Annotated in this window: 13 protein-coding genes; 1 reads left to right on the top strand and 12 read right to left on the bottom strand. The window is 58.4% G+C overall.

Features of this window, described 5'->3' with window-relative positions; all coding sequences use genetic code 11:
• Positions 1–86: 86 nt before the first annotated feature.
• The 12 genes from KHO41_RS22715 to KHO41_RS22660 all read right to left on the bottom strand — a co-directional run bounded on the left by KHO41_RS22715 (position 87) and on the right by KHO41_RS22660 (position 13,501).
• Complete coding sequence (locus KHO41_RS22715; protein ID WP_211955542.1) at positions 87–980, bottom strand: transporter; 894 nt, start codon at positions 978–980, stop codon at positions 87–89.
• 496 nt (positions 981–1,476) lie between these two features.
• Positions 1,477–3,012, bottom strand: coding sequence for an aldehyde dehydrogenase (locus KHO41_RS22710; RefSeq protein ID WP_211955541.1), 1,536 nt, complete (start codon positions 3,010–3,012; stop codon positions 1,477–1,479).
• Between the two features lie 21 nt (positions 3,013–3,033).
• Positions 3,034–4,269: an NAD(P)/FAD-dependent oxidoreductase gene (locus KHO41_RS22705; protein WP_211955540.1), complete on the bottom strand. Its 1,236-nt coding sequence runs from the start codon at positions 4,267–4,269 to the stop codon at positions 3,034–3,036.
• Positions 4,259–5,470 carry a 2-methylaconitate cis-trans isomerase PrpF family protein gene (locus KHO41_RS22700; RefSeq protein ID WP_211955539.1) on the bottom strand — a complete coding sequence of 404 codons (1,212 nt, stop codon included), beginning with the start codon at positions 5,468–5,470 and terminating at the stop codon, positions 4,259–4,261. The genes KHO41_RS22705 and KHO41_RS22700 overlap by 11 nt, the downstream gene beginning before the upstream one ends.
• An 87-nt stretch (positions 5,471–5,557) precedes the next feature.
• A complete protein-coding gene (locus KHO41_RS22695) occupies positions 5,558–5,884 on the bottom strand; it encodes a 2Fe-2S iron-sulfur cluster-binding protein (protein WP_211955538.1) in 327 nt (108 codons plus the stop codon).
• Between the two features lie 59 nt (positions 5,885–5,943).
• A complete protein-coding gene (locus KHO41_RS22690) occupies positions 5,944–8,295 on the bottom strand; it encodes a CaiB/BaiF CoA-transferase family protein (protein ID WP_211955537.1) in 2,352 nt (783 codons plus the stop codon).
• Positions 8,295–9,089: an enoyl-CoA hydratase/isomerase family protein gene (locus tag KHO41_RS22685; RefSeq protein WP_209761538.1), complete on the bottom strand. Its 795-nt coding sequence runs from the start codon at positions 9,087–9,089 to the stop codon at positions 8,295–8,297. Before KHO41_RS22685 ends, KHO41_RS22690 begins: the two co-directional genes overlap by 1 nt.
• Positions 9,086–9,499, bottom strand: coding sequence for a Zn-ribbon domain-containing OB-fold protein (locus KHO41_RS22680; protein ID WP_211955536.1), 414 nt, complete (start codon positions 9,497–9,499; stop codon positions 9,086–9,088). Before KHO41_RS22680 ends, KHO41_RS22685 begins: the two co-directional genes overlap by 4 nt.
• 6 nt (positions 9,500–9,505) lie before the next feature.
• Positions 9,506–10,639 carry a thiolase family protein gene (locus tag KHO41_RS22675; RefSeq protein ID WP_209761540.1) on the bottom strand — a complete coding sequence of 378 codons (1,134 nt, stop codon included), beginning with the start codon at positions 10,637–10,639 and terminating at the stop codon, positions 9,506–9,508.
• A gap of 27 nt (positions 10,640–10,666) precedes the next feature.
• Positions 10,667–11,530: an SDR family NAD(P)-dependent oxidoreductase gene (locus KHO41_RS22670; protein ID WP_211955535.1), complete on the bottom strand. Its 864-nt coding sequence runs from the start codon at positions 11,528–11,530 to the stop codon at positions 10,667–10,669.
• A gap of 17 nt (positions 11,531–11,547) precedes the next feature.
• Complete coding sequence (locus KHO41_RS22665) at positions 11,548–12,774, bottom strand: cytochrome P450 (protein WP_211955534.1); 1,227 nt, start codon at positions 12,772–12,774, stop codon at positions 11,548–11,550.
• Positions 12,775–12,862: 88 nt separating this feature from the next.
• The gene (locus tag KHO41_RS22660; RefSeq protein ID WP_211955533.1) at positions 12,863–13,501 is read right to left on the bottom strand and encodes a GntR family transcriptional regulator; all 639 of its coding nucleotides are present in this window, start codon (positions 13,499–13,501) and stop codon (positions 12,863–12,865) included.
• A 449-nt stretch (positions 13,502–13,950) separates the two neighbouring features.
• On the opposite strand from KHO41_RS22660, the gene KHO41_RS22655 reads away from it, so the two are divergent.
• Positions 13,951–14,781, top strand: a complete 831-nt coding sequence (locus KHO41_RS22655; protein WP_211955532.1) for an SDR family oxidoreductase — start codon at positions 13,951–13,953, stop codon at positions 14,779–14,781.
• Positions 14,782–15,050: the final 269 nt, after the last annotated feature.

Below are 15,050 nucleotides of genomic sequence, written 5' to 3'. Positions count from 1 at the left end.
GACGACGGCGCATCGCTCACCTCCGCACCGCAATCTGAATGGCTTCTCGAGCTCTGCAGACCCGCATGGATCGCTAAGCGGTCTGACTAGAATAGAAGACCAGCACGCAGAGTCATCCCCACGTTCTGCCGATACCCGCCGCGCACCGCAAAATCATGAGTCAATTGCAATGTCACTACCGAATTCGGACTGAGGAATTGGGTGACCGCGACGCGGAGTTGTTGTTTCTGACTCCGCTCGCCGGTCTCCACTCCATCAATGCTGACAGCCCCTCCCGAGTAGACTGAATAACCAATCGCTCCCGAAGTTCCTGGGGCAAAGTCGCGATTAAGGTAGAACTGCGCTTCGTAAGAATCCCGTTTCTTCAGTGTCTGACTTCCGGTCAATCCTGCCTTGTTGTTATTACCATAGGTGTGCCAGTCGATATATGCTTCTGCGCGCCAAACAGACGCGAAGCGCTGGCCCCCTGCAAGCATTAAAGTACCGTCCCAACGATTATCGCTAGTATTCAGGGCGTTGCCGGGTCGGTACGTGCCTGTTGGAGCCGTAAGCACAGCGGCCACTCCGACGTAGGAGCCGCGCTCGGCGTCGCTAACGGGCCATACTTGGGTAACAAAACTGAGATCACCATACCCTGACGTAGTACCTAGCTTTGCCCCGCCAATCTCGCCATTTCTGAGCGTTTCATAGGGCAGCACAATATTTTGCTGCACCGGAACTCCAGCAATAGTGAAACTATGTAGCGCCCGGAAGACACCGACGTGAGTGTCAAGCCCAGTATCCTTCTTGAAGGTATTACCATTCAAATTGAATTCATCATTGTGGCCATACAGATAATATAGCCCCACTGCAGTTGTGCCGTCCGGCAGCGGGAGTATGTCCCCGGGCAAAACATCATAGGCCCGACTTGCGCCGCAATGGGCAAGCATCGTTAGACAAATCGCTGCCGTAGCAAGCATCTTATGCTTACGTTGTCTCAACCTTAGTTCCTTCTTTTTAATAGTGCCTTCTGACACTTGATGGGAAACACAGCGCCAACCAGATATCGCTAGCGCTTTCAATCGCCTTTTTTAATTGCACGTATCCGCGGCTATTTACCCGCAAGCCAACATCGTTACTTCCCGATTCATACCAAACCGGAAAATTCTAGTTTTTAGTGACTTATAAATGTCTCTGACCGCACAATTCTGAGACTAAATGCAAAGCATCGGCGGGTAACGACCGATGTTGCAAAATAATCCCATGACAATGCCCAGGCAATGCAATCCTGGCTTGCATTGCTTCCATTGGACCGCGAAGCGGCGCCGGCGAAATGGATCCGAGAAACACGACGGGACCACGAAAATTTGACCTTGCCGATGGTCACATCCCAACAGCCGGAGAACTGTTCAACAGTTCCCCGGAAGATGCCTCGTTTGCCTTTACAACGCCGACGTTCGCTGACCAGCGTCTACTGAAAAGACATCGGCAATCTTGTTAGCGTCGACCAAACTGCTGTCGATTGCTTTCGTTGATCCAGACGGATTTAGTTTCCATGTAATCGTCCAACGCTTCGGCCCCCAGCTCCCGGCCAATGCCACTCTGCTTGAAACCTCCGAATGGGACGGCGTAGTGGATCACCCGGTAGGAGTTGACCCAGACTGTGCCAGCCCGCACGCGTTTGACCATCCGATGTGCCAGGCCCACATCGCGCGTCCACACGGCCGCAGCCAGACCGAAGTCCGCGTCGTTGGCTATCTGTACCGCGTGGTCTTCATTGCTGAACCTGATGAGGCTGGCCACCGGGCCGAAGATTTCCTCCTGGGCCAGCCGCGAGGAATTGGACACCTCGGTGAAAATGGTGGGCTGGACGAACAGACCACCTGCCGTCAGGGGAGTCGAGGTGTCACGCACCCCGCCTGCGAGTAGGTGAGCCCCCTCCGCTTTGCCGATTTCGACGTAGCTCAAGACTTTGTCGAACTGATTACGACAAGCAACTGGGCCCACATCGACACCGGGGTCCAGCGGGTCACCGAGGGTGAGCTTTGCTGCGGCCTCCGCGAGTCGCTTGGCAAACTCATCGTAGACGCTGTCCTCAACTAGGACGCGGGAGCCCGCCATGCAGGACTGTCCCGTCGCTGCAAAGATGCCACCCATTACACCATGCACCGCGTCATCGAGATCCGCATCGGCGAACACGATGTTGGGCGACTTACCACCCAGCTCCAGCGTCGCGCGACCAATCCTCGGCGCGGCCGCAGCAAGCATCGCCTTCCCTCCGTTGGTGGACCCGGTGAAAGCGATCTTATCCACGCCGACGTGGTTTGCCAGAGCCGCTCCGGTCGGCAGACCGAAGCCCGTGACAACGTTCACCACCCCCTTGGGAAATCCAGCTTGCTGGCAAAGTTCGGCCAGACGCAGCGTCGACGTGGGGGTCACCTCGGACGGCTTGATTACGATCGTGCAGCCGGCCGCAAGGGCAGGGAACAGCTTCCATGACAGCAATGTCAGCGGTGAGTTCCACGGCGTAATCGCTGCGATCACGCCCACGGCCTCACGGACGGTGTATGAGGTGAAGCCCGGGTGGGAGTGGATGGTGGAGCCGTGAATGTTCTCCGCCAACCCCGCCACGTATCGAGCATGGCCAGCAAGTGCCCGAGCCCCTGCCAGCATCTCGGAGAGAAGCTTTCCATTCTCGTGAATTTGGATGAGCGCCAACTCCTCCGCATTCTCCTCGATCAGATCACCTAGCTTGCGCAGCATTCCCGCACGTACCGTAGGGGAAGTTTGCGGCCAGCCATCTTGATCGAATGCCCGCCGGGCGGCTTGAACAGCGCGATCCACATCCTCCGAGGTAGCAGCGGGGACCTTGCCCCAAGCGCGGTCTTCGTAAGGGTCGTGACAGGAGAACGTCTCGTTACTACTGGCTGCCACCCACTCCCCGTCGATCAGCATCTTGTACTCGCGGTCCGTCTCTGGGGCGAATCGATGCACCTCTTGATTGACGTGCGTATCCTGGCTCTGTTGTTTCATAAAAATAAAATTCCTTTCTGCTCAGAGTGACTGCTTGAGCGGGATTGACAGGTCTTCCAACGTTGCGCGGGACACCTTGGCCCGTTGCGCAACCAACTTCTTTGCGAACATGAAATCCCGGGGGCTGGAGACTACGTCGGCTGCCCGGATCTCGCCGTTCTTGAGATAGAAAGCAACAAAGGAGCGGCCCTTTTCGGTTTCACCTCGAATCACGACGTCGTCGTAGCCCGCGGATAGTCCGACGGTCTGAAGCTTGGTGTCGTACTGATCCGACCAGAACCAGGGGATGGCGTTATAAGGCTGAAGCGCTCCAGTAAGCGCACCCGCTGCCACACGAGCCTGCTCAGATGCATTCGGTGCGGACTCAAGGCGCCGGCGGCCACCGTTCTCGCTGCAAGGATGGCTGGTGCAGTCGCCGATTGCGAGAATGTCAGGATCTGCAGTACGGCAGTACTCATCGACGACGATGCCATTGTCGACAGGAAGTCCCGCTGCCTCCGCCAGTTCGACGTTTGGCACCTGCCCGATGCCGATCAGCACCACGTCAGCACTGATCGACTCCCCGCTCCCTAACTCAACACTCGTCACAGCGCCATCAGTGGCGAATCCGAATCCGGCCACGGTAGTATCCACGCGTACATCTACGCCTTCCTCTGCATGGATGCGCTGGTAGAACGAAGATACTTCGGGAGCAGTTACGCGGGCCAGCACTCGAGGCTGTGCCTCCAGCACCGTGACAGACAAGCCGAGCTTACGCGCGACAGACGCAACTTCCAGCCCGACATATCCGCCGCCAACAATCACCAGCCTAGCGCCAGGCAGGAATCGATGGCGCATGGCATTGATGTCATCGATGGTCCTGAGATAGTGGACATTTGGCGCCGCATCTAGCCCGGGATATTGGAGCTTGCGCACGCGGCCACCGGTAGCAAGTACCAAGCGCTCGTAGCCCAGACTACTTCCATCCTCTAGCAAGACTCGATGAGCGTCCCTGTCGATTGCGACGGCCCGGGAGGACACGCGCATCGCAATCCCCTGCTCCTCATACATGGCAACTGGTCGAATATAGAGACCTTCCAAGTCGACCTTCCCGGAGAGGTAGGCCTTGGACAGCGGCGGCCGATAATATGGGGGAAAAGCCTCGTCACCGATCATCGTGATAGGGCCACGATAGTCCGACATACGCAGTGCTGCTACCAGCTCCGCGCCTGCCTGGCCAGCACCCACTACGACAACTCCATTCTTATCAGTACCCACGGTGCTCACCTGATGTTGTAACCAACGAAGGATCGAAGTCGCGCCACAGCCTTGACGGCTCAGTAAATACCGTACCTTCGAAGAGCCGCCGCGCAGTTCTCACCAAAGAGGCGTGCTGCACCTCGACGCCCGCGCCTGAATCATTCAGTTCGACATCGACAGCGAGCGTCCCGCTCGGGTGTCCAATGCGGTAGGCGCCCTCTGCGTGAGCTTCTGCGCGCGCAACGTCGTGGACCACCGTCCCCTCGATTGCCGCCGCGACGGCGGTCGGAATGGCCCCTGTACCGGGGAATGCTTTGTGCATCCCTCCGTCGAAGACGCAACGGGCAGCGACGTCGCAGTTGTGTGCCAACCGCTTCTCTTGCGTGCCATAGAGCTGCCAGTCCTGGGGCGGCCCGACGATAATGCTGAATGGCGTCATGGGGCTTTCCGCTCTCGCCGTCTCTATCGATGACGCGAAGCCCAGATCCACCGCAACCTTGCGTCGCAAGTATTCGATCTGGCGACCAACCTCAGTCATCTTCTCGTACGCGAGCGGATCTTCTGTGCCGGTGAGACCAAAAGCGCTGGCTTTGACGAAGACCTGCATGCCCGCGATGTCGACCACCGAATACTCGACAAGTCCAACACCGGGCACCTCGGCGACGTCACGACGGTTCCCAGTCGGAAGCAGCTTGCCTGTTTTGGCGCCAGCCGCATACTTGAAGTCCAGCAGGATGGGCGAGCCGGTCCCGGGAACACCGTCGATACTGGTGTCACCTGTCGTCTTAGGCTTGCCGTTGGATACTTCGACACGGGCTACAACGACTTTCCCCGTATTGGTATTGTGGATGCGCACCGTCGTGATCGGCTCGACCGCTTGCACCAGACCCTCATCAATCGCGTAGGGACCGATCGCGGAAAGAATGTTTCCGCACATGATCGACCAGTCGACCATGGAGTTGTGAATCCCAACCTGTGCGAAGGTGTAGTCCACATCAGCATCCGGGCGGGATGCCGGGCCCACAAATCCAAATTTGCTGGTCAGGGGATCAGCGCCACCAATCCCGTCGATCTGACGGGGGTCAGGACTTCCATAGACTGCAAGCAGCCACTGGCCCAGCTCCTCGCGAACCTGAGTAGGGAGATCGCTCGTCCGCACCAGCAGAGCCTTACTTGTTCCGCCTCGGTAGATAACACCGTGTGTACCAAATTGAGCCATTGATTCTCACCATTTACAAATTTACTACCAACTCGTCGCCACATTTAGATATTCAAGTGAACCGAACAGGCTCTCAGGAATATCTATTTAGAACTTCTGAGTCTTCGGGATATGCAAAATGAGGCCATCCATCGAGGAATCCACTTGAATCTGGCAACACAGACGACTTGCGTCCGTGGGCTCTTCAGACGTGAGCTCCAGCATGTCGGTTTCATCTCCCGACCTTTCGGGAATCTTGCCGACCCACTGCTCATCGACGTACACGTGACAAGTCGCGCAGCTGAGTTCGCCACCGCATTCGGCAAAAACTCCGGGAACCAGGTTGCTGATGGCCGCCTGCATCACCGACTGTCCGTTGGTGGCATTGACCTCTTTTTTGGTGCCGTCAGGCTGTACGAAAGTAATTTGAGTCATGTTGATCTCCTGATTATTGGCATTGGCGAACTGGGTTCGTGAACTGTGTGCCAATGCGTTTAGATGGACAAAAGCGCGGACTCGGCATCTTTGCGCTGTGATTGCCCCGGCAATACGAGTTGATCAAGGAATTCCTCGATCGCATCATCGTCCCAGTTCTGAATATCCTCGCCCAATGCGGGAGCCGCAGCCGGCATTGGGGGCTCGAATCCGTGCATGATCATCGGAAAGCCTTTGATCCAATCGGGGCTTCGCAATGCGAGCTGGCGCTCACGGTAGCGGGGCTGCTCAGCGCGGTCCGCAGCCGTTGACACCGGCACTGCGGGCACGCCCGCCCGCTGCAGAATCGCCACCGCCTCATCCCGGAAACGAAGTCTCGTCCAGTTGGCAATGTGCGCATCTACCGTGTCCTGGTTCTCTCGCCACCACTCTTCCGGAGCGTCCAATGGAAGTCCGTGCATCAGGCCCGCAAGACCCTGTCGATGGGCTTCTGTCGTACAGGCGATCGCCAGCCACTCGTTTGTTCCGGCAGCGGGATAGGTATCGTGCGGCGTACTCCCAGGCCGGCGGTTCCCGTCGGGCCGAGCCGTACGGCCGGTCCAGGCGTATTCCGCCAACTGGTCGGCAAGGGTCCACGCCACCACTTCGCGTTGCGACACGTCTAGGTGGACACCGCGCTGCCCAGTCACTACAGAATGCGTGATCAAGGCCGCGCCTAGCAGGGACACAACTTGATCGGGATAGTTGACGTCTCCGGAGGACCAAAGCGGCGGTCCGCCTGCATAACCGGTCGCAGCGGCAAGTCCCGAGAGCAAGTCGAGTGTCGAACCGTAGGAGCTGTACGACGACTCCGGGCCATTGAGACCCTGACTCGAAAGCGACAGGTAGACCAGATCCGGGTTCAACTGATGCACGGTTTCGTAGTCGATTCCCATCCGTGCGGTCACACCTACCCGGAAATTTTCCACGAGGACATCGGCACGGCGAATGAGGCGGTGCACAATCTGTCGACCCCGCTCGGTTTTCAGGTCCAGGCACAGACCGCGCTTGCCAACGTTGTTTGACGAAAACACCGGCGACTCCACTCCATCGCGAGAGCCCTTTCCGCTCGGGCTGACCCATCGTCGAAAAGGGTCTGGACGGTCATGCGATTCGATCTTGATGACAGTCGCGCCGTAATCAGCCAGAAGTCGCCCCGTCGCAGCGCCGGCGGTAATTGCGCCGAAATCCAGGACGAGCAGTCCATTCAGCGGAGCGATCAAAGATTCCACTGAATGGCCGGTCACCGATCGTGTAGGTTCATCGCCGCTATTAGAAGCGGTCGTCCAGCAGGGCGGTAGCTCCCCATGTTCTCCCAAGCCCGGGGCCGGAGCATATGGGTCGCGCATGCCGGGCAGCTCTACCGGCAGACGTACCACTGGCGCATCCCTGCGGCGTCGCTCAGTTGGCAGCACGAACCCTCGGCGAATCAGTTGCTCTGAGCTCAGAAGGTCAGCGGCATCGGCAGCGTACCCAAAGGGCAAACCGAAGCGCTGTGCCGAGGTATAGACCTCCGATGCCTCCCGCCGGCCAATCACTTCCGCGACGATTGACCACCACTCTTCGGTCCGTTCTTCCCGCTGACGGGCGTCGGCAAAACATGGCTCCATCAGACGCGGATCGCCGATAACCTCGACGAACGAGGACCACTGATGGGCTAGGAAGATCACTCCGACCCAACCGTTCTTGGCCTGGATAACGCGCCACCCACCTCGCGAGGAGCCCGTGCGTACGGGCACCCTGTCACCATGGTTGTACGTGACATCGCTCTTCCAGTCGATGTAGGCAGCGACATCGCTCTGGGCAACTTCGACGAAATCTCCGCAGCCCGTAGCCTCGCGGCGGCGTAGCCCGAGCATGGCGCCATAGAAGCCGACGAACGCTGCAGCGTGAGCGGATTGGTCCCCGCCAAGGCTGAGCGGTCGCTGATCAGGTTCTCCGATCATGGTCGCCAATCCGCCATAGGCCTCCGCAAGAAGGCTATCGCCAGTGCCCGTCTCATACTCGCTGCCAAGACCGAACGCAGTGAGCGACACCGCCACCAAATGCGGAAAGCCCTCCCTTAATCTATCGGGAGAAAGGTCGGCAGATGCAGCGTGCCCCTGATCCAAGATCAGGATGTCCGCCGACGAAAGCAATGCTGCAAGCTGCTCGCAGTCTGTTTGTGGCTGCAGCACCACGCTGCTCTTGCCCGCGTTTAACGCCGTGAATGTGAACTCCCTGGCGCGAAGTGGATCCCCGGATGAAGGCTCGCATTTCACCACGTCGTGGCCAAGAGCGGCGAACCACCGTCCGCACGCAGCTCCGGCGACGGAGGATGCGATCTCAACGACCCGAAACCGAACAGGTGGCTTTTCTTGCAGAGTAGACATCAACCTTGTCCCGGATTGCGTTGACCATCCCGGAATTTGCCTAGCCCTTCAGCGAGAGCCGTGCTGCGGGCTTGGATCTGGGCATAAACGTCAGTACCGTAGGCGATCGCCGACGTCCATTCAGAAATCTCGCCCGGAATTTTCCAAAGAGCTTTCTTCGACAGCTCCAGCGCGGTGGCATCAAAGTGGGCAATGCGCTCGGCGAGCGCCGTGACCGCTTGATCGAGGTTCTCCAGCGGCACGGACTTATTAACCAACCCCCACTCGGCCGCAGTCGCGCCGTCAACTCGGTCGGCCGTCAGTACCATCCAGGCCGCCCGCTTCGGGCTGAGACGTAGTTGGGCTGCAGGTCCGGCAAGCGTGGGGTAAAGCCCGAAACCAATCTCGGGCATTCCAATGCTGGCCTCGTTCGCCGCGATCGCCAGATCCGAAACGTTGATCAAAGTCGACCCGCCGCCCAGCGCAAAGCCATTGACCGCCGCGATAACGATTGCGGGGTGGTTGCGAATTTCCTCCTGGACCGCGGCCCAGTCGCTGCGCTTATCCAGCTCCAGATCTCCCGTGCTGACCTGTCCTTCCTTCAGGTCGACGCCCGCGCAGAAGGCCGGGCCATTGCCGGTGATGATGACAACCTTGGACTTGTCACGGCACTCATCAAGCGCCTTCACGATACCGACTCGCGCCGCGCGGTTCATCGCATTGCGCTGATTCGGTCGATTAAAAGTAATACGTGAAATGCCTGTATCAGCGTGCTCAACGAGAATCGCCGGCTCCACTTGCTGCTGCATAGTCATTGGTTCACCACCTTGAATTTCGGGATAGCGCGGTCCTCGCTCAGCTTCTCGAAAACCACCTCCAGTGGAAGACCACACTCGAGCTCCTCCGGCGGATTCACGATAGTCGACATCATGAACGGGCCCTCTTCGAGTTGGACAAATGCCACCAGGTAGGGGCCTTCGTCGGCAAAGGCCGCGAAGTAGCGCTGGTGCATCACAACCCAAGACCACAGGGTTGCCCGACCACTTGCTGCGCGCCATTCGAGCTTGTCGCTGAGCGTCACCCGGTCGACCGGGTACTCGGGAAATTGAGCAATCCCTGAGTCTCCATACTGAAGACGAAGTTGACCAGCTAGCGTGCCCTCCCAGAAGCCCCGATTGGCATCGGTGATCGCTGGAAGCATTTGGATAAGTTTTGCGTTGTCCATATCAACTCATTCCCCAACCAATACGTGTGACGTGACGATGGGCGAAGCGCAGATGTACTGCGCGATGTTGCAGTCGGCCACTTGTCGAGGGCCGGCTTCTCCCCGAATTTGCCGCACCGCCTCCACATGATGCCCCCAACCCTGCATGTAGCTTTCGGCTGTGTGGCCACCTGCGGTATTGATCGGTGTCTCGCCCGTGAGACCGATCCGATCGAGAGTCGCCCACTGCCACGCTTCGCCGCGCGGCACGTAGTTGAAACCTTCGAGGCTGAAGAGGACCGTCGGTGTGAAATTGTCGTAAATCTGAACGCAGTCCATGTCGCTCGGGCCGTAGCCAGATGCTTCATACACGCGCCGCGCGACATCCTGGCTGGCGGAGTAAAAGAAGTCGGGACTGGTGTAGTGATTGCGCAGGCTTCCCATAGCGGCCGTGGCGGCAACCCGCACTGGACGCTTGCGCAAGTCTTTCGCTCGCTCCAGAGTCGTCAAGATGACCGCGACGCCGCCATCGTTAATGATGCAGTAATCGTATAGACGCAGCGGGTCGGCGATAAAGCGGGAGTTGATATACTGCTCCTCCGTAATCTGCTCCCGCATGACAGCGACCGGGTTCAATACTGCGTTACGACGGTTGTTGATGGCAATTGGAGCCAGGGCGCCATCAGGCACGCCATACAGATGCTGATACCGGCGATACATCATTCCCACGTAGGCACCGGGCGAGGTCATCCCATACATCGCGTCATACTTGCTGGTGGGGTTGACCGTGTAACCGCCATAGGTCATCTGGACCGAGCGCCCGTTGTTGCCGTAGACACAAGCAACTACATCCGCCTGACCAGTCTCGATCAGAGAAACCGCGTTCTGAAATGACACGCCGCTCATGCGGCCGGACCCTTCCAAGCCGTTCACCACCCGGAGATTGGGCATACCCAGCATGTCGGCGCCATGCTCGTATCCAATGCGTGAAGTGAGCAGGCCATCAAGTTCGTCCTTGCGCAACCCAGCGTCTTCCAACGCTAGCTTCAGCGCCTCGGCACCAAGTGCGTACTGATCCCGCTGAGCGTCCTTTTGCGCATACAGAGCGCCGAAGTCGGTCTGTCCTACACCGACTACCGCTACTTGCCTTCGTTCTGCCATTTTTAGTTCCTTAGTTCTCGTCGCATATCAGAAATGCGCCACTGGGCATTTCGATCGATCCCCGGTTCCGTCGTGTGCATGACTTTCAGGATCATCGAGGATGGGTAATACCTGTACGCCTGCCATGAGGCTGCGCGCATGTTCCATCGCAAATGCACGGCTGGCAGGGTTGGTTGGGATAATCAGGGCTCCCTCGAGAAGACCATCGAACGCCTTTCTGGCTACTTCACCTGGCTCTTGAGCGAATGGCTCGACTGCCGCAGCAATCTGGGGGTTCGAGGCGATGAGACCCCGGACCCTTTCGGTGAGAACCCAGCCAGGCGCGAACAACGAGACGCCGATTCCAGCACCTTCCAAGTCCCGCCGTGCGGTCTCGGTCAGACCAAGCGCGGCAAACTTGCTTGCGGTGTAGATGCTCATCGGCGCCACATGCGGAGGCACCCCAAGGGAATGTTCCGACCCGGTGTTCAGGATATAGGCGGGGCCGCCGTCTTCCGCAGCCTTCTTTAGCAACGGCGCAAAGACATGGATGCCGTTGAAAAGACCCAGCACATTGACGTCCAAGACTTTCTTCGCTGCCGCGGGATCCACCTCCTGAAGGCCGCCAAGAGCTGCGATGCCCGCGTTGTTGCACAGGACGTTGACCGTGCCAAACCGCTCGATGGTCACGGCCGCCAAGCGCTGCACGTCGGCGTAGTCTGACGTGTCCGTCCGTACCCACTCAGCGGTAGCTCCTTTGCCGCGAAGCAACTCCAGGGTCTGGCTTGCGTCATCGAGATCAGCAATCATCAGATGGGCACCGCGCTCTGCAGCCTCGCAAGCGAGTGCCCGCCCGATTCCGGTCGCACCACCGGTCACGACGACGACCGCATCTTTCAGGTTTCGTGACATTTCTGCCTCCTGATTTTTTATCGCACTACCGCCAGGGGGAGTTCGAAAAGCTGATTGATAAAGGTGCTCCAGCCGCGCTTGGGATTCCCATTCGACTTGAACGAAATATTGCGCTTATGAAGTTCCTCGAAGAGGATGCGCATTTCCAGGCGAGCAAGCGCATTACCGATGCAGTGATGTGCGCCACTGCCAAACGTGATGTGTTCGTTCTTGACTCGTGCCGGATTGAATTGATGCGGCTCGGAGAAAATCGCCGGATCGCGGTTAGCCGCGGTGAAGTAGAGCAACATCATGTCGCCCTTGCGAATTTGCTGCCCCCGTAACTCGAGGTCCCGCGTCGCCGTGCGCGCCATGTTCATCGCCGGAGTGATGTAGCGCAGGAACTCTTCGATAAGCGCATTTACGCCACCCGCAGCCACAGTCTGGTTCACGGTTTCGGCGATCTCCGGGCTTTCCACGATCATGCGCATGGATTGCGCGATCGCCGTATGCGTGGTCTCGAAGCCAGCAACGCAAAGGAGGGACAGATAAATGCAGCACTCATCCTCCGAAATCTCACCTCGCTCAACGCACTGGGCAAGAATGGTTCCCATGTCCTCCTTGGGATCGCGGAGCTTCCTGGGTCGGAGTTCCTCCATGTAGGCGTGAACAGGCTCACTGGCCTCCAGCACCGACTTGAAATTGTCGGGTACCGTCGACGCATGGAAGATCCGGTTGGTCCAGTCCACGATCTTCTGGCGCTCTTCGAACGGCACCCCAATGACTCTCGCCACGACGCGCGACGGGATAATCGCAGCAACATCGGCCACCCAGTCGAATTCGCCCTTGGCAACGATATCCTCGATCACCTCGACGACGATCTCGCGAACCCACTCATCGAATTGCGCCACCACTCGCGGAGCGAATGAGCGGGCTGCGGCCTTGCGCAGTCGAGTTTGCGTCGGCGGATCGTTGAGCATGATGTTCGATCTAAGCTCTGGAACTTCCGAGATGTTTTCAACGGCGCCCGGAAAGAAGAATCCTTTCGTGGAAGTGAATGCCTCCGGGTCCCGCTCGATCTCAATGATGTCCGCATGACGGGTGACAGCCCAAAAACCACCAGTCAGCGTACCCTGCGTGGCAGGCTGCCAATAGAGGCCCGGCATTGCCCTGACTCGGTCAAACGCTTCGTGCGGCACACCCGGCACAAACGTTTCCGGGTTCGACAAATCGGGAATTGGCAAGTCAATCGTGGTCGTATCCATACACTCTCCTTGGGTGCTTTGCTCGTAGCTATAAAGAGCCTCAGTAGCGATAAGAGGTCCCTATTTGATGCGACTGCGCTTCTCGAAATCAGACCGAGTCGTGCAGCATTTTTAGCGCGATGAACGCGGCCGCCTGGGCAGCCTTTACATGACGCCGCGCGGCTTTCGCGGCATCCTCCGGGCAGCGTCGTTCAATAGCTGCCACGACCTCGTCGAACTCCTGCTTAGAGACCGCGCACCGGCCCGGTATTGAGATCGAGATCTGCCGTAAAGCGTGAATTCGGGTGTACAAGCCGTTAAGAATTTCTCTCAGGACCGGATTCGAGGATCCAGTCAGCAATAGCTCATCGAATCGCTGGAGGCCATCCCAAGAGTCAGTTGGCTGCCTTCTAATATCCAGCAGTGCGTCGATCTCCTTCTGTGACGCCCGCTGAGCGAATAGCGCCACTACGAGAGGCTCAAGTTCCGCTCGGACCTCGTAGATATGCCGCACCTCATCCTCTGTTGGCACCACCACGCGCAGTCCACGGCTCGATGAAGCCTCGACTAGCCGTTCCGCCTGTAGATGACGCAAGGCTTCCCGTACCGAAGTGCGGCTGACGCCAGTCAGCTCTGTCAGCTCGCGTTCAGTAAGCCGGCGACCCGGCTGCAGCACCCCATTCCGGATGGCCTGCCGGAGGACTTCAACCACCTTCTCGCGCACGAGCACCGTTGGCTTGATTCGCATTTCATGTGCGTCTAAGACCACTTATCTCTCCATGCGCAAAAGTTTGTATGACGGTGTGCAGAATACTGTCTGATGAGCTGACCGCGTATAAGGGTTTTCACTGAGAAAAGCAGGACCATTCCCCCAGGGTTCAGAAATTTCCAGCTTTCGAGCGAGGACAAGCGCCTGGCAAGCCATGTGGACGGACCGCGTAAGCCCGGCGCTTGAGTCGGCCCGGCGGGTCGGGAGGGGGAAAAGCGCCCCATTTCTTGTTTGCTTGGCCCGCCGTATCAACAACGGCGCCGCGACGCAGCGAGGCGGGCCAGCGTGCCCTGCATTTGGCCTACGACTGAGGGCTCCAGCCAGCGCCTAAGTGAAAACCCTTATACGTCGTGCGTTCGTATGACAGTATTCTGTACTCCGTCATACACTGTGACTCAGCATATTTCGACGTTTCCGGAGAGCATTTCATGGCCCCAAAGGTCTGGTTCATTACAGGCGCCTCGCGCGGGTTCGGCCGCGTGTGGGCTGAAGCCGCGCTTAGTCGTGGCGACAAGGTCGCAGCAACAGCACGCAGCGCTGATAGCCTTACGGGTCTTGCCAAGGCCTATGGCAGCGCAGTGCTGCCACTGGAACTCGATGTCACTGATCGAGCCGGCGTGTTCGCGGCCGTAGAGCGCGCTCACGCTCACTTCGGGCGGTTGGACGTTGTTGTCAACAATGCCGGCTACGGCCTGTTTGGTGCCATCGAAGAGACTAGTGAAGCTGAGGCACGCGCCCAAATTGAAACGAATGTCTTCGGGGCGCTGTGGGTAATCCAAGCCGTGCTGCCTCGGCTGCGCCAACAAGGGGGCGGTCACATCCTGTCGGTGTCAAGTATTGGCGGCATCGTCGCCTTCCCCACCCTCGGGCTTTACCATGCGTCCAAGTGGGCGCTCGAAGCCCTGAACGAAAGCCTGACACAGGAAGTCGCCGGGCAAGGCATCAAGGTTACGCTGATCGAGCCTGGCTCCTACGCAACCGACTGGGCAGGCTCTTCTTCGATTCATACGACGCACCTGCCGGAATATGACGGCATCCGCTCGCAACTTGCGGCTGCGTTTGCCGGGGCGTCCCTTGGGGACCCGAAGGCTACGGGGGATGCCATTCTCAAGTTGGTTGATGCGGATAAGCCGCCACTTCGGCTCTTCCTTGGCAGCATGCCGTTGCCTATCGCTCGTCAACGCTATGCCGAGCGCCTGGCCACGTGGTCCGAATGGGAGACCGTCTCCAGCGCAGCGCAGGGTAGTGTGAAAGTCTGAGCAAGAGATTCTCGCAAGCGGGCAGGTGCGACATTGCCTATCGTAGCTGCCCAAAATAGCTTGAGTCTTATCCCGCCGGCTCCTCGCAATGCATGCTGTATTTGCGCAACCCAGCCGAGGCGGAGGGAAGCAATAAGTACAACGCATACATCTTCCCATCTGTAAACCAAGGCGGTGTCGACCGCAGGTAGCGCGCGAGGGACTGCTTCAAAGTCATTGGCAGGTTGTCAGAGGATAGATTTCGCATCTCATCGTATTTCTTGCAAGCA

The organism is Cupriavidus numazuensis (assembly GCF_905397435.1).
Classification (GTDB): domain Bacteria; phylum Pseudomonadota; class Gammaproteobacteria; order Burkholderiales; family Burkholderiaceae; genus Cupriavidus; species Cupriavidus numazuensis.
Note: the sequence above shows the minus strand (reverse complement) of the source record. Positions and strands in the feature narration are given on the sequence as shown.